This is a genomic window from Aquibium pacificum, assembly GCF_040839445.1.
Lineage (GTDB): Bacteria > Pseudomonadota > Alphaproteobacteria > Rhizobiales > Rhizobiaceae > Aquibium > Aquibium pacificus.
Genome location: NZ_JBDPGJ010000003.1, coordinates 1 through 21,624, shown reverse-complemented (window position 1 = coordinate 21,624; position 21,624 = coordinate 1). Strand labels below are relative to the sequence as shown.

Here is a 21,624-nt window from a genome sequence, read left to right as displayed (position 1 = left end):
GAACTACTTCGCGGTATCGAAATAGGCCTTGGCGCCCGGATGCAGGTCGATCGGCGTCTTCGTCGCGGTGTCGAGCGCGATGGCCTTGGCCTGCGGGTGGACCTCGCCGAGTTTGTCCAAGTGCTCGAAGATGGTCTTGGTGATCGAGTTGACCAGCGCCTCGTCGGCGCCTTCGCTGGTGAAGATCGTCGCCGGGTCGTTGATGACCATCACGCCTTCGGTCTGGTCCGGATAGGTGCCGGCCGGGATCTCGTATGGCTGATAGAAGGGGTACTTCTCGAACAGGCCGGAAACCTTCTGTTCGTCGAGCGGCAGGAGCACCATGTCGCGCTGGGCGTCGAGATCGATCAGCGCGGCGGTCGGGGCGCCGGCAAGTACGACGGTGGCGTCGACCGTGCCGTTCATCAGCGCGTTGGTTCCTTCCGTGTAGGACAGGAACTGCGCGTTGCCGGGATCGAAAACGCCGTAGGCCTCGAGCAGGCGCTGCGCCAGCACGGCGGCGTTGCTGCCGGGAGGTCCGAGATTGACCTTCTTGCCGGCAAGATCCTCGAGCGAGGCGATGCCGGTGTCGGCGACCGTGGCGATCTGTAGGACGGCCGGATAGAGATAGGCCATCGCCGCGACCGGCTGCGCATCGCCGTCAAACGGACCCATGCCGTTCTTCGCCTCGTAGAGCGTCGAGGACGAGGAGAAGCCGAAGGTCATCTGGTCGGCCGCCACGCGGCGGATGTTTTCCACCGACGCGCCGGTGACTTCCGCCCGCGCGGTGGTGTTCTCCATGTGCTTGTTCAAAATGTCGGCCATGCCGGCGCCGATCACGTAGAACAGGCCGCCGGTGCCGCCGGTGCCGATCGCGACGCGCTCCTGCGCCAGCGCCGGCGTCGCCGCCAGCGAAAGTGCGACCGCGGCCGCCTTCAATGCGATGGAAATTTTCATGGTTCTACCTCCCTTTGAGTTGGTCATGCGGAATGCTCCAGTTCGCCCGCGGGCGTGCCGGACGTTCGGGCGAGCGCCCGGAAACTCGCGTGGCTCGACAGCACGATCTGGCGGATCGCCTCGTCGTGGTCGCCCCCGTCGGCCCTGCCGTCGGACAGGCGCGAGATTCGTTCGGGGTTGATCAGCGTGTAGTAGAGCGAGCCGAGCAAGAACTGGCTGCGCCAGACGATGTCCTCGCGCGCGGCGCCGGTGACGCAGTCGGCGATCGCATCGATGAAGGATCTGGTGGTCGTGTCGAAGGCGTCGGCGATGATCGCGCGCGCCTGGGCGTTGCCTTCGGCCGACAGGATCGCGCGCATGCGCGTGAACCGAGTGCCGCCACCCACGAGGTCGTCCGAGGAAGAGAATGCCGGCAGCACGTATGCGCGCAGGATTGCCATCAGGCGCTGGTCGCGATCCTCGATTCGCTTGGCCTCGCCGATCAGTTCCAGCCGGCGGGCGTTCATCGGGTTGGTGTGGCGCCTGTAGATGGCCTCCAGGATGCCGGCCTTGTCGCCGAAATGGTACGTCAGGCTGCCGACGTTGAGACCGGCCGCGCGGGCGATCTCGCGCAGCGCCACCGCGCCGAAGCCGCGCTCCGAAAACAGCTCTTCCGCCGCGTCGAGGATCGCGGTCCTGGAATCGGTTTCCCGTGCGGCTCTCGGCATGCTGGCTTCATCACCCTCCCTGGCGGAGGATTTTCTAGCGGTTTCATGTCCGCCTGTCCACGGTCTTTGGACAATTGTACAAGAAGCATTGGTGCGCTTCCGGCCGGACGGCGGCGACGCTACCGCCCGAAATAGGGCTCGCAGGCGACGCCGTCGCGATCGCGGTCGAGATGCGCCGAATAGGCCGGGTGCCAGCGGGTCATTGGTGCCAAACCTCGTTGACGCGCCTCCGAGCAGGTTCGCGGCGGCGATCCGGCGAAGGCGACCGGCGAGGGACTGGACCACAGGGATGCGAAATCCGATCCCGCGAACGAGAAGAGTCCAATCGCTAAGAGAAGAACCGCCCAGGCTGCAGTATGCACCCTTGGTAGCGGTCCGGGCCGGCGGGAGGCACTCCGCCGATGAGAGTGCGTCGACCGCGGCTTCGCGACATGAAGACGTGCCTTGCTCATGTCTCGCAACCTAGGCGAGTTCCCCTAAGGATTGCTTGGCACTGAGGTTCGAGTTTTATTTAGATCGCTAAGGTGGGAGACTGCTCGTCAGCGTAGGCCGTCCAGGAATGCCAGGACGGCCTCGCGCATCGCCGGCGTTTCCATGTGCCCGGTTTCGGGCTCAAAAAGTCGCAGCAGCGCGGCCTCCGCCCCGACGGCCCGGTATGCGGTTCGACACTCGGAAAACGCCTTCTCGACCGCCGCCGACGGGGTCAGCGGATCCCTTTCGCCAGTGCAGATCAGTTGCGGGCGCGGGGCGATCATTCCCGCGATGCGGCCGAACGAGGTCTGCGCCAACAGACCGGGGATCGTCATGTAGTGTCCGTGCAGGTCGTGTGCGCCGGTCTCGATCAGTGTGGCTAGGTCGGCGAAGCAGCAGAGATGCGCCACGCGGGCGATGCGCGGCTCGATGGCGCCGAGGAAATAGGCGTGTGTAGCGCCCATCGACAATCCGAACGCCGCGATGCGGTCAGGATCGACGTCGGCACGCGAGACCAGATGATCGAAACCGGCGAGGAGATCGGCGAGCATCTCGCCCATCAGCGTCCTGCCCTTCCACAGCAGCGCCTTCGACAGCGCGTCCTCTTTCTGGCCCGCGCGGTCTCCAAAGGTCGGCATGTCGAGGCAGAGGCTGATGAATCCACGCCGGGCGAGCAACGGCCCGTAGGGACCGAGCAGGCTCGACCGCCCCTCGGTAAGTTCCGACGCACCAATTTCGTAACGAGCGCCATGCGCGTGGCAGTAGAGCACCGCCGGCAGGCGACCTTTCGGCTCCACCGGGCGCGTCAGGAAGACGCGGGCGCTATGGCCGTCGCCGAGATCGAGCGCGAGGCGCTCGGTTGCGATCCCGTCGGTGCTCTCGACGGCGCGCGCGATTACATGGTCCTCCGCCCGTGGCCGGTCGGGCACGCGGATCAACTGCCTGAGCGCGTCGGGCGTCATGCGTACGCCTTCCCCGCTCCCGCTTCGAGCATCTCCCTGAGCGGCGCCATCCGGCCGGCCCGCAACCGTCCGTCCTCGCGGATGAACAGGCCGCGCACCTCGAAGCCTTCCACCGTCAGCCGATCGTCGATCCGGCCTTCGTAGGCGATCCGCAGCGTCTTTTCCCGCCATTCCACCAGGCGGGCAGTCAAGACCAGCGCGTCGCCGTCCTCAGCCGGCGCGCGGAACGCGCCGCCGACCTCGATGAGGCCAATGCCGATGGAGCCCAGTTTCCGCGACACGGCGGCATGGCCGCCGAAGCGCTGGAGCAGCGCATGAAACGTCGCGTCGAACCAGCGGAAATGGTTGGGATAGTAGACGATGCCGGCCGGATCACAGTCGCCGAAGCTCACCCTGATCGTGCAGGTCTGCAGGATTTCGCTCACATAATCCACCCTCAGCGGATTGCCGCCGCCGCTTGGTAGCCTTTTCCCGGCCCTGCGGAAAGGCCGGGCTGCCGAAGCGGGCGCGATCCGATCACAGAAACATGAAAAATCTGCTCATGTTTTGTCTTCCTACCCCCTACCACATTGTCTGGAATCCTTCTAAAGAGGAGCCGAGCCAGACGGCAGCAATAGGAATACCCCCATGCGGCTGACCCGCCAGACCAACTACGCGATCCGCATCCTGATGTACTGCGCCGCCAACGACGGGCGCCTGAGCCGCATCCCCGAGATCGCGCAAGCCTATTCGGTGTCGGAGTTGTTCCTGTTCAAGATCCTCCAGCCGCTGGTCGAGCATGAGCTGGTAACCACCGTGCGCGGCCGCAACGGCGGCGTGAAGCTGGGACGGCCAGCCGCCGAGATCACGCTGTTCGACGTCGTGCGCGTGACAGAAGAGAGCTTCGCCATGGCCGAATGCTTCGAAAACGACGCCGCCGACTGTCCGCTGATCGACAGTTGCGCGCTGAATTCCGCCCTGCGCCAGGCGCTCGGCGCCTTCTTCGACGTCCTGGAGAGCCACACGATCGCCGACCTGATCAAGGATCGGCCGATGATGCGCGACCTCCTGAAGATCGACGCCACGACGGGCCACGCCATCGCCAACTGACGCCGGAAAACGGTCGCGGCCCGCTGAGGAGCGGCCGCATCACGACCTGCCACCCAGCAACTCGCGTACCGAGGGACGATGCGATGTACATTGCCATGAACCGCTTCAAGGTGAAGTCCGGCTCCGAAGCCGATTTCGAGAACGTGTGGAAAGGCCGCGACTCCAGCCTCTCCGAGATGAAGGGATTCCGGCAGTTCCACCTGCTGCGCGGGCCGGTGAACGAGGAGGAAGGCTACACGCTCTTTGCATCGCACACGGTCTGGGACAGCTACGACGATTTCTCCGCCTGGACCAGGTCCGAGCAGTTCCGCGCCGCCCACAAGAACGCCGGCGGCAACAAGCCGCTCTATATCGGCCATCCGCAGTTCGAGGGGTTCACGCCGGTCGACGGAGCTTGAGGGGCGAACACCCAGAGGCGATTCGGAAGAATCGCTACGGCCCCGGCGCCCCACGGGCGACACCGCGCGAGTAGCGGCCTGGCGGCTGTCCCACTTGCCGGCTGAAGGCGGTGCTGAAAGTACTCGCTGATCCGTACCCGACACGTTGGGCGACGTCCGCGATGTCGACTTCCGGCCGACGAAGAAGATCCTTTGCCAGCGCCATTCGCCATGCCAGCAGATACTCCATCGGCGGCATGCCGACATTGCGCGTGAACCGATCGAAGAACGCCGAGCGGGAGAGCGCGGCCTCTTTCGCGAGCTGTGCCATCGTCCAGGGAAAGGCGGGATCCGCATGCATCCGCCTGATGGGTCCGGCCAATCGCCGATCGCCCAGACCGCGCAGCAATCCCGCCGGGGCGTCAGGGGCTTCCTGTGCGACCCGCAACGCTTCGACCAGCAGGATTTCGATGAGGCGCGTGAGTATCAGTTCGCGCCCTTGCCGATCCAGGACAGCCTCTTCGATGAGCAGCCTCACCAGTGTCGACAGCCGTTCCACGCCACGAATGTGCACTTGCCCCGGTAGGAGCGACACGAGCAGATCCGAATTGTCGCCTTCGAAGACGAAGTAGCCGCCCAGGATGCGGACGCTGGGCGGGCCGTCCCGGCGACCATGGCGGACCTCCCCGACCGGCGCCGCCGTTTCATGCGGGTCGATGAAATCAGGCATGACGGGCTCGAAACCCGCCATCGTGAAGCCGGGCGTCTTCGGCAGCAGAACGAAGTCGCCTGCCTCCAGGACAAGTTCCCCCTGCCCGTCCACAGCCAGGCGGCAGGAGCCTTCGACAACGATGGCGAAGCTTGGATGACCGAAGTCGGCGTAGCGAACCCCCCACTTTCCGGCGCCGCTGATGGCTTTGGTGAACACTGCGCGGGGACGAAGCAAGGAGATGACTTGAGACAGCGGATCGATCATGAATTGGACTATCGCAAACTAGATGCGGACCTACAAGCGTATAACGTCCGGAAATGTCGCGCTAACATGGCTCATCGACACCCCCATAAGGAGATGAACCATGCAGACCATCCTGATCACCGGCTGCTCTTCGGGCTACGGCCTCGAGACCGCCCGGCACTTTCTCGCGAAGCAATGGAACGTCGTGGCCACGATGCGCAGCCCGCGCGAAGGCGTCCTGCCACCTTCGGAGCACCTGCGCATCCTGGCGCTGGACGTAACGGACGGGGAGAGCATCGCACGGGCTATCGAAGACGCCGGGCCGATCGACGTGCTCGTCAATAACGCGGGAATCGGCGTCGTCGGCGCCTTCGAAGCGACGCCGATGTCCCATGTCCGGAAGGTTTTCGATACCAACACTTTCGGCGTCATGGCCATGACGCAGGCCGTCATCCCGCAGATGCGCGATCGCCGTTCCGGCGTCATCGTCAACGTTACCTCGAGCGTCACACTTGCCCCTATGCCACTCGCAGCGGCCTATACCGCCAGCAAGCATGCCATCGAGGGATTCACCGGCTCGCTCGCCCATGAGCTCGCGCACTTCGGCATCCGCGCCAAACTGGTAGAGCCCGGCTATGCTCCGACCACGCGGTTCGGCCAGAACACCTCCGTGCGCCCCGAGCAACTCCTTCCGAAGGCCTACGCCGATTTCGCCGCGCCGATTTTCGCGGAGTACGCGCAGCCGCTCCTGACCACCACGGAAAGCGATGTGGCCGAAGCCATCTGGGCGGCCGCCACCGACAGGACGGGCACCCTGCGCTTCCCCGCGGGTCCTGACGCGGTAGCGCTCTTCCGTGCCGCCTGACGTCCTCTCCGCGCCGGTCCTTCGTGACCTTACGCCGCCGCCAGCAGGCTCGCATTCCCGCCCGCCGCGGTCGTGTCGACGCAGACCGCGCGCTCGTGCGCGTAGGCCGCGGGCGCCAATGTCTCGGAGACCAGCGGTACGATCGGGCCTTCCCGAGCGGCGAGCGCCTGGCGCAGCGCGCGCTGGTTGACCTCCTCGGCCGCGCAGGCGACGGCATCCACGGCGATCGCGGTCAGCGTTCTAGGTTCCACGATCCCATCCAGGGTGCCGACCGGCAGGCCTTTCGACAGGAGCGGCTGGAGCGCGGCCGTTGCGCCCGGCGCGACGGCCAGCACCGCGTTGCCGATCGCCAGCGCCTGCACCGCCTGCATCAGAAGGAGGTCGGGGTCCGGCCCGAGGCAGAGCACGCGGCCGCGCGGGACGAGCATCAGTGTGTTCGCTTCCCCCGTCGGCCCCGGCAGGTCGTAGGGTCCGGCGTCCAGTCCGGCCGCTGCGGAAACGGCATCGGCAGCCTTGCCGCGCAGGAGTTTGCGCAGCGCACCGACCCGATCGGGCCGCGTCGCCCAGCTGCCGCGCTGGTTGTCGGGAAAATGCTCGGCGATCATCGCCGCCGTCACCGTCTCGCCCTCGCCCGTCGGCGACTGGCGCTGCGCCGAGCGACGGAAACGGCGCAGGTAGTGCGGTCCGCCGGCCTTGGGTCCGGTGCCCGACAGGCCCTCGCCGCCGAAGGGCTGCGAGCCGACGACGGCGCCGATCTGGTTGCGGTTGACGTAGAGGTTGCCGGCATGCACGCCGTCGACGAAGTGCTGCACGCGCCCCTCGATGCGGGTGTGCAGTCCGAAGGTCAGGCCGTAGCCCTTCATGTTGATGGCGGCGATCACACGGTCGATCTCGTCGGCCTCGAAGGTCGCGACGTGCAGCACCGGGCCGAACACCTCGCGCTCCAGTTCGCCGATGCCCGAGACGCGAAAGATGTGCGGCGCCACGAAGCGGCCGGCGGCCGGCGCATCGAGCTTGGCGATTAGCTTTCCCTTGGCCTCCATCTCCTCGCAATAGGCGCGGATCGAAGCCTGCGCCTCCTCGTCGATCACCGGGCCGACGTCGGTCGAAAGCGTGCGTGGATCGCCGACGACCAGCGCTTCCATGGCGCCGCGCAGCATCTCGACCACCTTCCGTTCGACGTCCTTCTGCACGTAGAGGATTCTGAGCGCCGAGCAGCGCTGGCCGGCGCTCTGGAAGGCCGAGGCGAGGATGTCGCGCACCGCCTGTTCGGGCAGCGCGGTGGAATCGACCACCATGGCGTTGAGCCCGCCGGTCTCGGCGATCAGCATGGCGTCGGGGGCTGTCGTCTGCGCGATCTGCCGCTCGATCCCCTTGGCCACGGCGGTCGAACCGGTGAAGCAGACGCCCGCGATGTCCGGACTGGCGACCAGAGGCGCGCCGACGCAGGGCCCGTCGCCGGGCAGCAGCTGCAGCGCCTCGGCCGGTATGCCGGCCTCGTGCAGTAGTGCGACGGCGCGGGCGGCGATCAGCGGCGTCTGCTCGGCCGGCTTGGCGATCACCGCGTTGCCGGTGACGAGGGCGGCCGCGATCTGGCCGGTGAAGATGGCGAGCGGAAAATTCCAGGGCGAGATGCAGACGATGACGCCGCGGGCCTGCGTGCCTGTCTCGACCCCCTCGGATTCGGCCGCGTAGTAGCGCAGGAAATCCACCGCCTCGCGCACCTCGGCGATGCCGTCGGCCAGCGTCTTGCCCGCCTCTCGGGTGCACAGCACGAAGAACTCCGCCGCGTTCGCCTCGTAGAGGTCGGCGGCCCGGCGCAGGATTTCCGCGCGTTCGGCAACAGGAACCGCGGCCCAGCCGGGCTGCGCCGCCTTCCCGACCGCGACCGCCGTCGCCGCGGTCTCCGCATCGGCCTCCACGACGGTTCCGACGATCTCGTCCGGGTGTGCCGGGTTCAGGATCGGCCGCACCTCGCCGGATGCCGCTCCCGTGGTAGGACGCGACATCCACGGTTGGCCGCCGTCGAACGGCGCCCGCTCCTTCTCCAGCCGCGCGATAGTCACCGGATCGGTGATGTCCCAGCCCTTCGCCGCCTTGCGGTCGCGCCCGAAGATTTCCGACGGCATGGGGATCGCCGGGTTGTGCGCCCTGCCCTGTTTCTCCACGACCTCGAACGGGTCCCGGGCGATCTCGTCGGCGCCGACGTCCTCGTCGACGATCTGGTGCACGAAGGAGGAATTGGCGCCGTTTTCCAAAAGCCGCCGCACGAGATAGGCGAGCAGGTCGGAATGCGCGCCTACCGGCGCATAGATGCGGCAGCGCGTGCCTTCCGCCCTGCGCACCGTCTCGTGTAGCGCCTCGCCCATCCCGTGCAGGCGCTGGAACTCGAAGCTGTCGCGGTCCTCGGCCATCTCCAGGATAGCCGAGACGGTGTGGGCGTTGTGGGTGGCGAACTGCGGATAAATGCGGTCGGTCATCTCCAGCAGCTTTTTTGCGCAGGCGATGTAGGAAACGTCGGTGTTTGGCTTGCGCGTGAAGACCGGGTAGCCCGAGAGCCCCATCGCCTGCGCCCGCTTGATCTCCGAATCCCAGTAGGCGCCCTTTACCAGCCGCACCATGATGGTGCGGTCGAGCCGCCGCGCCAGCTCGTGCAGCCAGTCGATGACGAAGGGCGCGCGGGGGCCGTAGGCCTGCACGACCACGCCGAAACCGTCCCAGTCCTGCAACTCCGGTTCGGCCAGCGCCCGCTCGATCACGTCCAGCGAGACGTCGAGCCTGTCCGCTTCCTCTGCGTCGATGTTGAGCCCCATGCGGGCATGGCGCGCGGCTATCGCCAGCGAGAGCAGACGGTCGACCATGACCGGCATCATTCGGTCCTTCTGCGTGAACTCGTAGCGCGGATGCAGCGCCGAGAGTTTTACGGAAATGCCAGAGTTGCGGCGGATGTTGGTGCTCGTCGCACCGCTGTCGAGCGACGAGATGGCGTCGGCATAGGCGCGGTGGTAGCGCCGGGCGTCGGCCTCGGTGCGCGCTGCCTCGCCCAGCATGTCGTAGGAATAGAGATAGCCCTTCTGCGTGTAGGGCCGGCCGCGCTTCACCGCTTCGGAGATCGTGCGCCCCAGCACGAACTGTTCGCCCATCTCGCGCATGGCGGCCGACACCGCAGTGCGGATCACAGGCTCGCCGAGGCGCCGCACCATGCCCCGGAGCGTGCCCTCGATGCCGCCCTGCCCTTCCTCCAGCACCCGGCCCGTCAGCATCAGCGCCCATGTCGAGGCGTTGACGAAGATCGAGGTGGACTCGCCCGAATGCGCCGACCAGTCGTGCGGCGAGATCTTGTCGCGGATCAGGTCGTCCATGGTCTCCGCGTCCGGCACGCGCAGGAGCGCCTCCGCCAGGCACATCAGCGCCACGCCTTCCTGCGTCGACAGCCCGTATTCCGACAGGAAAACCTCCATCAGGTGCGGGTCGGAGGATTTGCGCACCGTCCGCACCAGCCCTTCCGCACGTGCCGAGATGTTCGCGCGCTCGTCGCCCGAGAGGTTCGCCTCCTCCACCAGGCGGCGAAGCGTTTCGTCCTCGTCGCGGAGAGTGTTGGCACGGATCGCATCGCGGAGGCTGGCAAGAGACGGCATGGCGAAATCCTTGCAGGAACGACACCGATTTGGCGCGGCGGGACGAGGAGCGTCAAGCCGGGTGCAGGTCTCCTGATTACCACCGCCCGGGCGGCACGTATGGACCGTTCTGTTGCACTTCACAGGCCGTGCGTGCCAAAGAAAGAAGGACTTTCAGATCGTTTGGATCGGATTCTCTGGATTGGCAGACGCGCTGGACCGCATCGACCGCAACATCCTCGCCGCGCTGACGCGCGAGGGCCGTTTGTCCATGTCCGAACTGGCACAGAAGGTCGGCCTTTCCAAGACGCCGGTGCAGGCGCGGGTGAAACGCCTGGAGGCGGACGGTTACATCCGCGGCTATGCCGCCATGGTCGACCGCGAGAAGATGGGCGAAGGCCATGTCGCATTCGTGCAGGTAAAACTGTCGGATACCCGGTCGGCCGCGCTCGATGCTTTCAACCGTGCCGTACTCGCGGTACCGGAGGTGGAGCAGTGCCACATGATCGCGTCGAGCTTCGACTATCTCCTGAAGGTGCGCACGACCGACATTGCGAACTACCGCCGCGTGCTCGGCGAGAAGATCTCGGCGCTGCCGCACGTCTCCCAGACCTCGACCTTCGTCGCCATGGAGACGGTGAAGGACAGCTGGCCGCGCGCGAGCCGCTGACTCCTCAGAAATGCTCGCCGCTGCGAAACGGCCCGACGCGGATGCCGGCCGCGATCAGGTAGGCCGTCGACCAGCCGATGAGCAGGAAGCCGTCCACCCCTTCGAGCGCCGCGAACAGCCTCCATTCGACCGCGGGGATGACATCGCCGTAGCCGAGCGTCGAGAAGGAGACGGTCGAGAAATAGAGAGCTGTCTCGAAATCGCCGACCACACCCAGCGCGTAGTGGAAGGCCGCCCATAGCCACACTTCGACGGTGATGACGCAGAATATGCCGATCACGGTCGTCACCATCGCAAAGATTCGGCTGCGCCGTCCATGCGTCCGGAAGCGGGCCGTCAGTTGCGCCGTCACATGCGTGATCGCGATCAGACCCCATGTGTGGATCACCACGGTAAGCGAGATGACGAAGGCGCCGAGGGAAAGGTTCGCAAGCATGCTCTTCCCTATCAAAGAACCTCTTCCACCCGATTGCGAATGATCAAGAAGCTCCTCCGCCTGCAACCTTCGCGCCTTGGGGCGACCGTCCGGGGCCGCATTTCGTCTGCTAGACCTTCCAGCTCCGGGTAGGTCAAGCGTAAAATCCCGTGCCGACGCTCCCCTCGCGCGCGACCCGCTTCCGGTATAGACCAAATCCACCGGAGAGGAGATCACATGTCGGGAACTGGTGTCGCATCGATCGGCGAGTGCATGCTCGAGCTCTCGGGCGCGGGCGAAGAGACCTGGCGCATGGGCTTTGCCGGCGACACGTTCAACACGCTCTGGGCGATCCGCGCACTGACCGATCAAGCGCGAGCGACCGACTACGTCTCCGCTTTCGGGGACGATACGTTCTCGGACAGGCAGATCGCCTTCCTGCGCGACCACGGCATCGGCATTGCCTCCAGCCCGGTGATTCCCGGCGCGCGTCCGGGTCTCTATGCCATCACGCTCGACGGCGCGGAGCGCTCGTTCACCTACTGGCGCTCTGACGCGGCGGCGCGGCGCCTCGCCGACGATCCCGACGCGCTCGCAGTCAGCCTGGAGGGCCGCGCCTTGGTCTACTTTTCGGGCATCACGCTGGCGATCCTTCCGGAGGATGCCCGCGCGACGCTGCTCGCCGCCATTGCCGCGGCGCGACGGGCCGGCGCCAAGATCGCCTTCGACCCGAACTATCGCCCCCGCCTCTGGCCCTCGGCCGAACCGGCCCGGCAAGCGGTGGCCGAGGCGCTGGCCGTCTGCGACATCGCGCTGCCGACCTTTCCCGACGAACAGGCGCTTTATGGCGACCTCACGCTGGAGGAATCCGCCGAGCGGCTGCGCAAAGCGGGCGTGGCCGAGATCGCCATCAAGAACGGATCCGAGCCCGCCTTGTCGGTCCAGGCCGGCGCGACGGAAACGATCCCCGCCATCCGCGTGGCGAACCCGGTCGACACCACGGGGGCCGGCGACAGCTTCAACGGCGCATATCTCGCGGCGCGCCTTGCCGGCGATGCCCCTGCCGATGCGGTGCGGCGGGCCCACCGGGTCGCGGCCGCGGTCGTGCAGGTACGCGGCGCGCTCGCGCCCGTTCCGGTCCTGCGCGAGGCGTTCGGCGCGGCCGTCACGGCATCCTGAAGCGATACTCCGTCACCTGCCGGTAGCGGTCGCCGGGCCACAGCAGCGCCTGCGGGAAATACGGCCGGTTTGGCGAATCCGGCCAGATCTGCGGCTCCACGGCGAAGCCGGCATTGGCCTTGTAGATGCGGCCACCAAGACCGGGCTTCTCGCGCGCCACCTTGTGGCCGTCATAAAACTGCAGGCCCGGCTCGGTCGACCAGACTTCCATCTCCACGCCCGAATTGGTGCCCTGCGCCCAGGCCATCTGCTTGAGCGGGCCTCGCGACGCCGACAGGCAGAAATTGTGGTCGTAGTCGACGTGCTTGCCGTCGAACGGCAGGCCGATCGGACGCGGCAGCAGGAAGTCGAACGCCGTTCCCTCGACCGGCTGCACGACGCCGGTCGGGATCAGTTCGCCGTCCACCGGCAGGTAGGCCTGCGCGGGGATCATCATGCGGTGGCCCAGAATGTCGTTCATCCCGCCGTCGTTCAGGTTGAAATAGGAGTGGTGCGCGAGATTGCAGAGCGTCGGCTGGTCGGTGATCGCGCTGAGCTCGACAGACAGCGTGCCCGGCAGCTTGAGGCGATAGGTGCACAGGATGTCGAGCGTGCCGGGGAACCCCATGAAGCCGTCAGGATCGCGCAGCGCCAGGGTAACGAAGTCGGAGCCCCGGTTGTCCAGCCGCCAGACCCGCTTGCCCGTGCTCCTCGATCCGCCGTGCAGCGTATGCTTGCCGAGGAAGTTGGTATCGGTCTGGAAGCGCTGCCCCTCGATGGTGAAGCGGCCGCCGGAGATGCGGTTGGCATAGCGTCCGGCGATCGCGCCGAAATACGACGAAAAGGCGGGATAATCCTCGAAGCTCTCGAAGCCGAGCACCAGTGGCGCGTCGTGCTCGGCCAGCCGGAGGTCCTGCACGACGGCACCCCAGGTAAGGATGCGCGCCGTCAGGCCGCCGCCCTTGATCTCGAAACGATGGACCGCTTCGCCTTCCGCCGTCGTCCCGAATTCCTCGGCATCCGCCATATGGCGCTCCCGTCAAACCGGCACGGCCTTGCGGCGCGTCGCCCTGGATCAGTTTCGCTGCCGGCTAGAGGCCGAGGCCGCCGATGCAGACGTATTTTGTGTCGAGGTAATCCTCGATGCCCTGGTGCCCGCCCTCGCGGCCAAGACCAGACTCCTTCACGCCGCCGAACGGCGCCTCCGGCGTGGTGATCAGCCCTTCGTTGACGCCGACCATGCCGTATTTCAGCCCTTCCATGACCCGGAAGGCGCGGCCGAGGTCAGAGGTGTAGAAGTAGCAGGCGAGGCCGTATTCGGTGTCGTTGGCGAGCGCGACGGCCTCTTCCTCGGTCTCGAACTTGAAGACCGGGGCGACCGGGCCGAAAATCTCCTCCTTCATGAAGCGCATCTCAGGCGTGGCGCCGGAAATCACGGTGGGCTGGAAGAAGGAGCCGCCGAGGTCGTGGCGCTTGCCGCCGGTGACGATCCTGCCGCCCTTGGCGGTCGCGTCGCCGATCAGTTCCTCGACCTTCTCGACCGCCTTGTCGTCGATCAGCGGACCCTGTTGCACGCCCTGGTCCAGTCCCGATCCGACCTTGAGCTTGTCCGAAGCCTCGGCCAGCTTCTCCACGAACCTGTCGTGAATGCCCGCCTGCACGAAGAAGCGGTTGGTGCACACGCAGGTCTGGCCGGAATTGCGATACTTGGCGACCATCGCGCCTTCGACAGCGCGGTCGATGTCGGCATCGTCGAAGACCAGGAACGGCGCGTTGCCGCCGAGTTCCATAGACACTTTCTTGACGGTCGCGGCGGACTTCTCGATCAGGATCTTGCCGACCTCGGTCGAGCCCGTGAAGGTGATCTTCTTGACCAGTGGATTGGCGCAGATCTCGTCGCCGATCTCGGCGGCCGAGCCGGTGACGATATTGACCACGCCCGCCGGGATGCCGGCTTCCTCGCACAGGAGCCCCCAGGCGAGACCGGAATACGGCGTCTGCGAGGCGGGCTTGACCACCGTCGTGCAGCCGGCGGCGATGGCCGGGCCGATCTTGCGGGCAAGCATGGAGGACGGAAAATTCCACGGCGTGATGGCGGCGATAACCCCGACCGGCTCGCGCGTCACCAGGATACGGCGATCAGTCCATGGAGAAGGCACGACCTCGCCATAGGTGCGGCGCGCCTCCTCGGCGAACCACATGATGTAGGCGGCGGAAGCGCCGACCTCGCCCTTGGCTTCCGTGAGCGACTTGCCTTGCTCCATGGTCAGGAGTTCGCCCAGCGCATCCTGGTTGTCCATGATGGCGTCGTGCAACCGGCGCAGCATCTTGGAACGGTCGAGCGCGGAGGTCTTGCGGAACGTCTTGAAGGCTTCCGATGCAGCCTCGATGGCACGCTTCGTCTCAGCCTTGCCGGATTTCGGCACGGTGCCGATCTTGAGGCCGTTCGCCGGATTGGTGACGTCGATCGTGGCGCCCGAATCCGCCTGCACCCACTCGCCGCCGATCAGGTTTGCCTGGCGCATATAGTGACTGGTCTTCTGCAACATCGGGACGCCTCCTTGGCCCGCCTTCAACCGGCGGCTATCTGTTCGATTTCAGTGACGAGCGCGGCGTCGGCGGGGATGCCGTCGCGCCGAAAGCGTTCACGAATAGCCTGCCTCCTCGACCCTGGCAACCGCGCGCCTTCCATGCCCGCCACGAGCCCCGCCATCTCGGCGAAACGCGCCAATGCTCGGGTGCCGCCGAAGGCCTGGGGGTCGATGGCGATCAGCAACTGGCCCGTCGCCGGCGGCGCGCCTTCGGCGTCGAAAAAGGACGATTGTTCATAGGCATAATTGGCGCCGGTCAGACCGGCGCACAGGAGCTCGACCATGAGCGCCAGCGCGGTTCCCTTGGCGTCGCCGAGTGGCACCATGGTTCCGGCAAGGGCCGCCTTCGCATCCGTGGTGGGGTTGCCGTCGACATCCAGCGCCCAACCCTCGGGGATCGGCTCCTTCTTCTGGTTTGCCGCCATGATCTTGCCGCGCGCCACTTTGGACATCGACACGTCGACCACGACCGGCGCGCCGCCTTCGGTAGGACATGCGAATGCGATCGGGTCGGTTCCGTAGAGCGGACGCCGTCCGCCCCAGGGCGCGATCGAGGCCGGCGCATTGGCGAACATCAGGGCCACGAGGCCTTGCTCGGCCAAAGCTTCGACCGCAAGCCCGGCGACGCCGGCATGATGGGAGCGAAAAATGCCCGCGGTGGCGATCCCCTGCTCCGGCGTGATCGCGAGCAGTTCCCGCGCGGCCAGGCCGAGCGCTGGATAGGCGAACCCGAGTGCCGCATCGACATGCACGGCGCCCGGCCGGGTGCGCTTTGCGCTCGGCACGGCAAAGCCGTCGACCTTGCCGGCTCTAGCCTGTGCCGCATAGGCTGGCACGCGCCGCAGCCCGTGCCCGCCCTGCCCCGCAAGTTCGGCACCCACCAGCGCGTCAGCGACCTGCGACGCATTCTCCGGCGACGTCCTCGACGCCGTCAGAGCCGCAGCGATGAGCGCATGCGCCTCGCCGACGCTCAGCAGTCTCTCCGACATTCAGGCCTTCTCCAGATGCGCCAGCACGGTCCGGGCGATCAGGTCCGAGACGCGGACGTTCGACTCGACCGTGACGCCCGCGATGTGCGGCGTCAGGATGAGATTGTCCAGACCCGCGAACTTCGCGCCCGCCTCGGCCGTCAGCGGCTCCGTCTCGAACACGTCGAGCGCGGCGCCGCCGATGCTGCCCACCCGCAACGCCTCAGCCAACGCTTCCTCGTCGACCACGCCGCCGCGCGCGGCATTGATCAGGATCGCGTCCGGCTTCATGGCGGCGATCTGCGCCGCGCCGATCATGCGACTGGTCGCGTCGGTCAACGGCACGTGCAGGCTGATCACATCCGAAATTGCCAGAAGCCCGTCGAGCGAGACGTTGCGCGCCAGTTGCCAGGCCGGATCGTTGGCGAGCAGCATGGGGTCAGTGGCGGCAACCTGCATGCCGAAGGCCTGCGCCCGCCAAGCCACCTCGCGCGCGATCGATCCCAGCCCGACGAGCCCCATGGTCTTGCCGGCCAGCTCGCGCCCGATGAGGGTCTGTCGCGGCCACTTGCCGGCCGCGACGTCGGCGGTCGCGGAATAGGCGCCGCGCAGCAGGGTCATGGCGGCCGAGACCACGTATTCGGCGACCGACAGGTCGTTGGCGCCGGTCGCCGGGTAGACCGCGATGCCACGCGCCTTGCAGGCGTCGACGTCGATGTTGTCGAGCCCCACGCCCAGTCTGCCGACGCACGAGAGTTTTTCCGCGGCGTCGAGCAGCGCGCCGCGAACCTGCGTGCGGTTGCGCACAATCAGCGCCCGTACATTCGCGACCGCACGCGCAAGGTCCTCCGGCCGGTCGACCAGGCCTGGATCGTAGAGCGTCTCGTGCCGGGCCTTCAGCCGCTCGATCGCGGCCTCGTCCATGAACTCGGTGATGACGATCTCACGCATCCTTGCCGTCTCCTCCGGGTGTCAGCCGTCCATCAGATCCAGGCGATAGCCATGTCGAAGCGCGGCGAACGGCCTCCCCTCGCTCTGCTTTTTGCACTATATTGGTCTCATCCAATGGCAAGGCACGGCGCCCGTCATGACACGCGACGAAATCATCGCCAGACTGAGGGAGTTGGAACCGCAGCTGCGCGCCCGCGGCATCACGCGCCTGCAGATGTTTGGCTCGCGTGCGCGCGGGGACGAGCGTCCCGACAGCGACCTGGATCTGCTGGTCGACGTTAGACCCGACGCAAACTTCTCGCTGCTCGACCTGTCCGGTATGCATCGGCAACTGACGGAAGTACTTGGCATCGAGTCATACCCGACCACATCGCGCTCCATCGATGAACGGTTCCGACGGGAGATCGCACCGGAACTTGTCCTGGTGTTCTGAAAAGCGATGACGCGCCGCGACGCCCTGCGGCTCGAAGACATCCTGCGATCGATCGACGAAATCAGGTTCGTCCTGAACGGGATCGACAGGGAAGCTTTCATGTCGGACGTCATGAGGCGAAACTCGGTATCGATGTCGATCCTCGTGATAAGCGAGGCCGCTCGGCATTTATCTGCCTCGCTCAAGTCGACCCGTTCCGACATCCCATGGGCCGATGTCGCCGCAATAGGAAACATCATCAGGCACGTTTATTTCCGCATCGACTATGATGCACTTTGGACCATCTGCACGACGAGGCTCGACATGCTCGAAGGCGCAGCACGCTCGATGCTTGACCATATCGACGACTGAGCCTCACGCGCTGCGATAAAGCTTGGTCATCACGAACTCGCGGTGCCCGAGGGCCTCGGCGGCGGTGTTGCGGCCGTTGGCGGTCCGCACGATCATGTCGATCAGCGCGTCGCCGGCTTCGTCGATCGTCATCTCGCGGCGCAGGATGCCCGACACGTCGACGTCGACATGCTCTCCCATGGTTCGCACGGTGCGCGGGTTGGCGGTGATCTTGATCACCGGCACGATCGGATTGCCGATCACGTTGCCCTGGCCGGTCGGGAACGTGTGGATGACATAGCCGCCCGCCGCCATCAGGGTAACGCACTCGGCCGCCGCGGAGGAGGAATCCATGAAGTAGAGCCCCTCGCCCGATTTCGGCGCTTCTGCCGGCTCGAGGATGTCGATGTATCTCGACGTCCTGCCGATCTTCTCCAGGTTGCCCAGCGCCTTTTCCTCGATGGTCGTCAGTCCGCCCTCGATATTGCCCTTGGTCGGTTGGCTCTCCGACAGGTCGTCGGTCTTGTACGCTTCGATCACGTCCTCCTGGTAGGCCTTCCACATCGCGTACCAGCGCTCGCCGACCTCCGGATTGATGGCGCGTGCCTTGGCGATGTGTTCGGCGCCGGTGATTTCCGATGTCTCGCCGAAGCATCCGTAGATGCCTTCCGGCAAGAGCTTGTCGTACATGTTTCCGACCGTCGGGCAGGAGCCGAGCCCAGTCGTCGTGTCGCTCTCGCCGCATTTGGTCGAGATCCACAGCTCCGAGATCGAGCACTCCTCGCGCTGGAGTTCGGTGGCGTAGTGCACGAACTCCTTCGCCTTCCGGCTCGCGTCCATGATCGTCTTCAAGTCGCCATTCTGCTCGATGGAGAAGCCCGCCACCGGCTTGCCGGTCGCCGCGATGCCGTCGACGATCCGCTTCGTCCAGCCCGGCTCGATGCCGATGACCACCACCGCCGCAACGTTCGGATTTGCGCCGGTGCCGATCATGGTGCGGAAGAAGAGGTCGAGGTCCTCGCCGAATTGCAGCCGGCCATAGGCGTGGGGCAGCGCGACCGTGCCCTTGATGTTGTTCGCCACCGCCTCGCAGGCGGCATTGGAGATGTCGTCCACCGGCAGGATCACCACATGGTTGCGCACCCCGACGCGGCCATTGTCGCGCCGGTAGGCATGAACCGTCATGTTGGAGTATCTCGACGCCATCGGCCGCCTTTCCCTTCTGTCGAACCGCTCCGGGACGCGCGGGTGCCGCCGCGCGCCGCCGGGAGCCTCACCAGCGCTTCGTCTTGAGATTGTGGACGTGGACGTGCTCGCCCTTCCTCACGTCAGCGACGAAGCGGCCGATGTCCTCGCCATACTTGATGGCAGTCCCGCCGTTCACCAGATCGTCGAGCGCCACCTTGTGGCCGATCGGGACGTCGGCCTTCGCCTCGATCTCGAAGGAGGAATTGTCCGCCGTTACCACCGCCAGCATCCTCGTCCCGGCCTTCAATCCTTCCACGACGACGACGCCGACATTGTCGTTGTGCTCGTGGACGAGAAGGTGGGGAATGCTCATGACGACGGTCCGGCGGTAAAGGAGTCTTATATAAGACATAAGATACGAAATGATAGCGGAGTCAATCGCGACACGCTAACAAGGAGGCCGTTCCGAGACTGGAAGTCGAGCATGGACCAGAGCGGCGCCGTCGCCCCATTTCCCTACAAACCCCTCTACGTGCAGGTCAGGGACCAGTTGGTGCGCCGCCTCATCGAAGGTCAATGGCAGCCGGGCCAGGTCATTCCTTCGGAAATGGAGCTGGCGCGTGAAGTCGGCGTCAGCCAGGGCACCATCCGCAAGGCGCTCGATGCCATGACCGCCGAGAACCTCCTGATCCGGCGCCAGGGCCGCGGCACCTTCGTCGCAAGACCCGAGGAAAGCCGGATCCTGTTCCAATTCTTCCGGCTCGTTCCCGATGACGGCGACGTGACCTTTCCGAGCTCGCGGATTCTAGCGCGTTGCTCCGAGGCGAGCGGAAGCCGCGAAGCAGCCACACTGGGCATAGCTGAAGGCGACGAGATCTGGCGCATCGACCGCGTCCGCTCGCTCGCCGAGACGCCTTCGCTGGTCGAGACGATCTGGCTGCCGGCAGCGCGCTTTTCGGGTTTCGGGGACCTCGCGGAGATCCCCAACAATGTCTACGGGCTTTACTCGGAACGCTGGGGCATCACCATCGCGCGGGCGAGCGAGAAGCTGAAGGCTGTCGCCGCCACCTGCGCAGAGGCGCCGCACCTGCGCTGCGAGGTCGGGGCGCCGCTACTGGAAATCACCCGCGTTGCGCTCGACCTCGAAGGCAAGCCGGTGGAACTGCGCGTTTCGCGCTGCCTCACCGGCACCATCCATTACCGCTCGGAGCTTGGCTGAGGTCGCCTGCCACTCATTCCTTTGAGGGGAAGGACCGTCGACCATCCGCCGACCTCTTGCACGAAGAGGCGTCGTCGACCGTCCGTCAACCGAAGATCGCGTGCAGAACCGTGATCCAGAAGGCGGTCGTCGCGACGCCGAGCCCGGTCGCGATGGTGATCATGTTGGAGGCGAGCGCCTGGCCGGTGCCGAATTGCACGGCGATGAGGTAGCAGTTGACGCCTGCCGGCAGCGCCGCCGTCAACACCACCACCGAAGCCGCGAGCGGCGGCAGGCCGAAGAGCAGCACCATGCCGAGCGCGATCGCCGGCATGACGAAGAGCTTCAGCGCCGCCAGCGCGAACCCCGCCCGAAGATTCCCCGATATGCCATAGCGGCGCAGTCCGAGCCCCATGGAGAACAGCGCGAGTGGGCCGGCAATGTTGCCCAGCCCGTCCACGAAACGCGCCGCGAGCGAGGGCAGCGGCAGGCCGGTCAATCGCCACGCCAGACCGCACACGATGCCGACGATCAGGGGATTGGTTGCGAGCTTGCGCACGAAATCCCGCAGCAGCGCGACTGGCCGAAACCCTTTCTCCCCGCCCTCGAGGATCGCGAAGATGATGATCGTCGCGGCCATCATGATCCCGAGATGCACCGAGACGATCAGCGCCAGCACCTCGAAGCCGGCCTGACCATAGACGCCCATCACGAGCGGAAGTCCGAGCAGGACCGTGTTGGAGAAGGAAGAGGAAACACCGCCGACCACACCCGCGCGCGCATCGCGCCCGAAGACCCGGGTGGTCACGAGATGTCCGATCGTCCAGGCGAGCGCCACCGCGGAGAAGTAGGTCGCCCAGAGCGACCACGGCGCCGCGCCATGGAAATCCGCCGAGAGCATGGTGCGGAAGAGGAGCAGCGGCAGCGCCACGCCGACGGCGAACTCGCCCAGCGCGTCGCCGATCTCGGCGCGCAGATAGCCAGTCACCCCGGCGAGATAGCCGATGGCGACGAGACCGAAGATGAAGAGAGCGGCTTCGACCTGGGGGGACATGCCAAGCGTGATAGGCGAAGGCGGAAGAGCCGGCAATCGGCGATCTCGCCCTGCTCGTCCGCGTCGCCACCCGGCCAGCACCGCCATCGATCGCTCGGCCTTGGGGGGAAAGGGATGCAGTTAAACCCCGTCCGCTGCACTTGCAGTAGGAAGGTGTTGAAAAAAATCGGGGCGGCCGCTTCCGGCGGCCGCCCCGACCGCGATCGTCAGTCTATTCGAGCGCGCTCTGCTGCATCACGCCACCCGTGACGGACGGCGCGCCCGAAGCCCCGCCCGTTGTGGTGGATGCACTGGGCGCGATGAAATTGTAGTCGTTATATGCCCACACTCCCCCATACAGCGTCCAGAGCCGCATGTAGATGGTCTGGCCGTTGAAGTTGTTGAAGGTGAACGTGTTCGAGGTACTCGTCCCCTGGGACGCGCTGTAGTAGTTGGAACCACCTACCGTAGAACCAAAGTAGATCCAGTACTGCGAGGCGCCGCTGACCGACGACCATTGGAATGTAGTCGTCTTGGCCAGCTTGCTTCCGTTGGCTGGCGAGATAAGGACAGACTTCGTCCCGCCGCCGCCGGCCTTGTAGGTGTAGTCGTTCCACTGCCAGCTTCCGCTGATATACGACCACAGCCGCACGTAGATCGTGCCGGTGGACGGCAGACCCGTCACGGTCCTGGTCGTGCTGGTGCCCTGG

Annotated in this window: 24 protein-coding genes; 8 read left to right on the top strand and 16 right to left on the bottom strand. The window is 66.0% G+C overall.

Features of this window, described 5'->3' with window-relative positions; genetic code table 11:
• Window positions 1-3 precede the first annotated feature (3 nt).
• From ABGN05_RS12615 to ABGN05_RS12595, 5 genes are all read right to left on the bottom strand, one after another.
• Complete coding sequence (locus ABGN05_RS12615) at window positions 4-936, bottom strand: TAXI family TRAP transporter solute-binding subunit (RefSeq protein WP_367954403.1); 933 nt, start codon at window positions 934-936, stop codon at window positions 4-6.
• Window positions 937-959: 23 nt separating this feature from the next.
• Window positions 960-1,643 (bottom strand): TetR/AcrR family transcriptional regulator, encoded by a 684-nt coding sequence (locus tag ABGN05_RS12610; RefSeq protein WP_367954402.1) that lies wholly within the window; start codon window positions 1,641-1,643, stop codon window positions 960-962.
• Window positions 1,644-1,762: 119 nt separating this feature from the next.
• Complete coding sequence (locus ABGN05_RS12605; RefSeq protein ID WP_367954401.1) at window positions 1,763-2,095, bottom strand: excalibur calcium-binding domain-containing protein; 333 nt, start codon at window positions 2,093-2,095, stop codon at window positions 1,763-1,765.
• Window positions 2,096-2,182: 87 nt separating this feature from the next.
• On the bottom strand, window positions 2,183-3,076 hold the full coding sequence (locus ABGN05_RS12600) for an alpha/beta hydrolase family protein (RefSeq protein ID WP_367954400.1): 894 nt from the start codon (window positions 3,074-3,076) through the stop codon (window positions 2,183-2,185).
• On the bottom strand, window positions 3,073-3,501 hold the full coding sequence (locus ABGN05_RS12595; RefSeq protein WP_367954399.1) for an acyl-CoA thioesterase: 429 nt from the start codon (window positions 3,499-3,501) through the stop codon (window positions 3,073-3,075). Before ABGN05_RS12595 ends, ABGN05_RS12600 begins: the two co-directional genes overlap by 4 nt.
• Before the next feature lie 202 nt (window positions 3,502-3,703).
• On the opposite strand from ABGN05_RS12595, the gene rirA reads away from it, so the two are divergent.
• Window positions 3,704-4,165 (top strand): iron-responsive transcriptional regulator RirA, encoded by a 462-nt coding sequence (gene rirA / locus ABGN05_RS12590; protein ID WP_367954398.1) that lies wholly within the window; start codon window positions 3,704-3,706, stop codon window positions 4,163-4,165.
• Window positions 4,166-4,248: 83 nt separating this feature from the next.
• Complete coding sequence (gene hmuQ, locus ABGN05_RS12585) at window positions 4,249-4,563, top strand: heme-degrading protein HmuQ (protein ID WP_367954397.1); 315 nt, start codon at window positions 4,249-4,251, stop codon at window positions 4,561-4,563.
• A 34-nt stretch (window positions 4,564-4,597) separates the two neighbouring features.
• Here hmuQ and ABGN05_RS12580 read toward each other — a convergent pair whose 3' ends face one another.
• Entirely contained in the window at window positions 4,598-5,518 is a 921-nt protein-coding gene (locus tag ABGN05_RS12580) for an AraC family transcriptional regulator (protein WP_367954396.1), read from the bottom strand.
• 100 nt (window positions 5,519-5,618) lie between these two features.
• Between ABGN05_RS12580 and ABGN05_RS12575 the strand changes: the two genes are divergently transcribed.
• A complete protein-coding gene (locus ABGN05_RS12575; protein ID WP_367954395.1) occupies window positions 5,619-6,362 on the top strand; it encodes an SDR family oxidoreductase in 744 nt (247 codons plus the stop codon).
• Between the two features lie 29 nt (window positions 6,363-6,391).
• Here the strand turns inward: ABGN05_RS12575 and putA are convergent, their stop codons facing one another.
• A complete protein-coding gene (gene putA, locus ABGN05_RS12570; protein WP_367954394.1) occupies window positions 6,392-10,000 on the bottom strand; it encodes a bifunctional proline dehydrogenase/L-glutamate gamma-semialdehyde dehydrogenase PutA in 3,609 nt (1,202 codons plus the stop codon).
• A 181-nt stretch (window positions 10,001-10,181) separates the two neighbouring features.
• Between putA and ABGN05_RS12565 the strand changes: the two genes are divergently transcribed.
• Complete coding sequence (locus ABGN05_RS12565) at window positions 10,182-10,649, top strand: Lrp/AsnC family transcriptional regulator (RefSeq protein WP_367954393.1); 468 nt, start codon at window positions 10,182-10,184, stop codon at window positions 10,647-10,649.
• Between the two features lie 4 nt (window positions 10,650-10,653).
• Here the strand turns inward: ABGN05_RS12565 and ABGN05_RS12560 are convergent, their stop codons facing one another.
• On the bottom strand, window positions 10,654-11,085 hold the full coding sequence (locus tag ABGN05_RS12560; RefSeq protein WP_367954392.1) for a potassium channel family protein: 432 nt from the start codon (window positions 11,083-11,085) through the stop codon (window positions 10,654-10,656).
• A 216-nt stretch (window positions 11,086-11,301) separates the two neighbouring features.
• On the opposite strand from ABGN05_RS12560, the gene ABGN05_RS12555 reads away from it, so the two are divergent.
• Window positions 11,302-12,243 carry a sugar kinase gene (locus ABGN05_RS12555; protein WP_367954391.1) on the top strand — a complete coding sequence of 314 codons (942 nt, stop codon included), beginning with the start codon at window positions 11,302-11,304 and terminating at the stop codon, window positions 12,241-12,243.
• Here ABGN05_RS12555 and ABGN05_RS12550 read toward each other — a convergent pair.
• The 4 genes from ABGN05_RS12550 to ABGN05_RS12535 all read right to left on the bottom strand — a co-directional run bounded on the left by ABGN05_RS12550 (window position 12,230) and on the right by ABGN05_RS12535 (window position 16,732).
• The gene (locus ABGN05_RS12550; RefSeq protein WP_367954390.1) at window positions 12,230-13,249 is read right to left on the bottom strand and encodes an aldose epimerase family protein; all 1,020 of its coding nucleotides are present in this window, start codon (window positions 13,247-13,249) and stop codon (window positions 12,230-12,232) included. The two genes, ABGN05_RS12555 and ABGN05_RS12550, sit on opposite strands and share 14 nt — an antisense overlap.
• Window positions 13,250-13,313: 64 nt before the next feature.
• Window positions 13,314-14,771: an NAD-dependent succinate-semialdehyde dehydrogenase gene (locus ABGN05_RS12545; protein WP_367954389.1), complete on the bottom strand. Its 1,458-nt coding sequence runs from the start codon at window positions 14,769-14,771 to the stop codon at window positions 13,314-13,316.
• A gap of 23 nt (window positions 14,772-14,794) precedes the next feature.
• Window positions 14,795-15,802 (bottom strand): Ldh family oxidoreductase, encoded by a 1,008-nt coding sequence (locus ABGN05_RS12540; protein ID WP_367954388.1) that lies wholly within the window; start codon window positions 15,800-15,802, stop codon window positions 14,795-14,797.
• A complete protein-coding gene (locus ABGN05_RS12535; RefSeq protein ID WP_367954387.1) occupies window positions 15,803-16,732 on the bottom strand; it encodes a hydroxyacid dehydrogenase in 930 nt (309 codons plus the stop codon). It lies immediately after the preceding gene.
• Between the two features lie 136 nt (window positions 16,733-16,868).
• On the opposite strand from ABGN05_RS12535, the gene ABGN05_RS12530 reads away from it, so the two are divergent.
• Complete coding sequence (locus tag ABGN05_RS12530; protein WP_367954386.1) at window positions 16,869-17,165, top strand: nucleotidyltransferase family protein; 297 nt, start codon at window positions 16,869-16,871, stop codon at window positions 17,163-17,165.
• A gap of 6 nt (window positions 17,166-17,171) precedes the next feature.
• Window positions 17,172-17,516 carry a HepT-like ribonuclease domain-containing protein gene (locus ABGN05_RS12525; RefSeq protein WP_367954385.1) on the top strand — a complete coding sequence of 115 codons (345 nt, stop codon included), beginning with the start codon at window positions 17,172-17,174 and terminating at the stop codon, window positions 17,514-17,516.
• Window positions 17,517-17,519: 3 nt separating this feature from the next.
• Here ABGN05_RS12525 and ABGN05_RS12520 read toward each other — a convergent pair whose 3' ends face one another.
• The gene (locus tag ABGN05_RS12520; RefSeq protein WP_367954384.1) at window positions 17,520-18,701 is read right to left on the bottom strand and encodes a UxaA family hydrolase; all 1,182 of its coding nucleotides are present in this window, start codon (window positions 18,699-18,701) and stop codon (window positions 17,520-17,522) included.
• Window positions 18,702-18,768: 67 nt separating this feature from the next.
• Window positions 18,769-19,056 carry a UxaA family hydrolase gene (locus ABGN05_RS12515; protein ID WP_367954383.1) on the bottom strand — a complete coding sequence of 96 codons (288 nt, stop codon included), beginning with the start codon at window positions 19,054-19,056 and terminating at the stop codon, window positions 18,769-18,771.
• 111 nt (window positions 19,057-19,167) lie between these two features.
• On the opposite strand from ABGN05_RS12515, the gene ABGN05_RS12510 reads away from it, so the two are divergent.
• Complete coding sequence (locus ABGN05_RS12510) at window positions 19,168-19,902, top strand: GntR family transcriptional regulator (RefSeq protein WP_367954382.1); 735 nt, start codon at window positions 19,168-19,170, stop codon at window positions 19,900-19,902.
• Between the two features lie 85 nt (window positions 19,903-19,987).
• Here ABGN05_RS12510 and ABGN05_RS12505 read toward each other — a convergent pair whose 3' ends face one another.
• Both ABGN05_RS12505 and ABGN05_RS12500 read right to left on the bottom strand, forming a co-directional pair.
• Window positions 19,988-20,935, bottom strand: coding sequence for an AEC family transporter (locus tag ABGN05_RS12505; RefSeq protein ID WP_367954381.1), 948 nt, complete (start codon window positions 20,933-20,935; stop codon window positions 19,988-19,990).
• 211 nt (window positions 20,936-21,146) lie between these two features.
• On the bottom strand, window positions 21,147-21,624 hold a 478-nt coding region (locus ABGN05_RS12500; RefSeq protein ID WP_367954380.1), incomplete at its 5' end, for a hypothetical protein.

What these genes read in the sequence shown, in the direction of transcription:
- ABGN05_RS12615 (WP_367954403.1), bottom strand. Translation starts at nt 936, where the DNA reads ATGAAAATTTCCATCGCATTGAAGGCGGCCGCGGTCGCACTTTCGCTG.
- ABGN05_RS12610 (WP_367954402.1), bottom strand. Translation starts at nt 1,643, where the DNA reads ATGCCGAGAGCCGCACGGGAAACCGATTCCAGGACCGCGATCCTCGAC.
- ABGN05_RS12605 (WP_367954401.1), bottom strand. Translation starts at nt 2,095, where the DNA reads ATGAGCAAGGCACGTCTTCATGTCGCGAAGCCGCGGTCGACGCACTCT.
- ABGN05_RS12600 (WP_367954400.1), bottom strand. Translation starts at nt 3,076, where the DNA reads ATGACGCCCGACGCGCTCAGGCAGTTGATCCGCGTGCCCGACCGGCCA.
- rirA (WP_367954398.1), top strand. Translation starts at nt 3,704, where the DNA reads ATGCGGCTGACCCGCCAGACCAACTACGCGATCCGCATCCTGATGTAC.
- hmuQ (WP_367954397.1), top strand. Translation starts at nt 4,249, where the DNA reads ATGTACATTGCCATGAACCGCTTCAAGGTGAAGTCCGGCTCCGAAGCC.
- ABGN05_RS12580 (WP_367954396.1), bottom strand. Translation starts at nt 5,518, where the DNA reads ATGATCGATCCGCTGTCTCAAGTCATCTCCTTGCTTCGTCCCCGCGCA.
- ABGN05_RS12575 (WP_367954395.1), top strand. Translation starts at nt 5,619, where the DNA reads ATGCAGACCATCCTGATCACCGGCTGCTCTTCGGGCTACGGCCTCGAG.
- putA (WP_367954394.1), bottom strand. Translation starts at nt 10,000, where the DNA reads ATGCCGTCTCTTGCCAGCCTCCGCGATGCGATCCGTGCCAACACTCTC.
- ABGN05_RS12560 (WP_367954392.1), bottom strand. Translation starts at nt 11,085, where the DNA reads ATGCTTGCGAACCTTTCCCTCGGCGCCTTCGTCATCTCGCTTACCGTG.
- ABGN05_RS12555 (WP_367954391.1), top strand. Translation starts at nt 11,302, where the DNA reads ATGTCGGGAACTGGTGTCGCATCGATCGGCGAGTGCATGCTCGAGCTC.
- ABGN05_RS12550 (WP_367954390.1), bottom strand. Translation starts at nt 13,249, where the DNA reads ATGGCGGATGCCGAGGAATTCGGGACGACGGCGGAAGGCGAAGCGGTC.
- ABGN05_RS12545 (WP_367954389.1), bottom strand. Translation starts at nt 14,771, where the DNA reads ATGTTGCAGAAGACCAGTCACTATATGCGCCAGGCAAACCTGATCGGC.
- ABGN05_RS12540 (WP_367954388.1), bottom strand. Translation starts at nt 15,802, where the DNA reads ATGTCGGAGAGACTGCTGAGCGTCGGCGAGGCGCATGCGCTCATCGCT.
- ABGN05_RS12535 (WP_367954387.1), bottom strand. Translation starts at nt 16,732, where the DNA reads ATGCGTGAGATCGTCATCACCGAGTTCATGGACGAGGCCGCGATCGAG.
- ABGN05_RS12530 (WP_367954386.1), top strand. Translation starts at nt 16,869, where the DNA reads ATGACACGCGACGAAATCATCGCCAGACTGAGGGAGTTGGAACCGCAG.
- ABGN05_RS12525 (WP_367954385.1), top strand. Translation starts at nt 17,172, where the DNA reads ATGACGCGCCGCGACGCCCTGCGGCTCGAAGACATCCTGCGATCGATC.
- ABGN05_RS12520 (WP_367954384.1), bottom strand. Translation starts at nt 18,701, where the DNA reads ATGGCGTCGAGATACTCCAACATGACGGTTCATGCCTACCGGCGCGAC.
- ABGN05_RS12515 (WP_367954383.1), bottom strand. Translation starts at nt 19,056, where the DNA reads ATGAGCATTCCCCACCTTCTCGTCCACGAGCACAACGACAATGTCGGC.
- ABGN05_RS12510 (WP_367954382.1), top strand. Translation starts at nt 19,168, where the DNA reads ATGGACCAGAGCGGCGCCGTCGCCCCATTTCCCTACAAACCCCTCTAC.
- ABGN05_RS12505 (WP_367954381.1), bottom strand. Translation starts at nt 20,935, where the DNA reads ATGTCCCCCCAGGTCGAAGCCGCTCTCTTCATCTTCGGTCTCGTCGCC.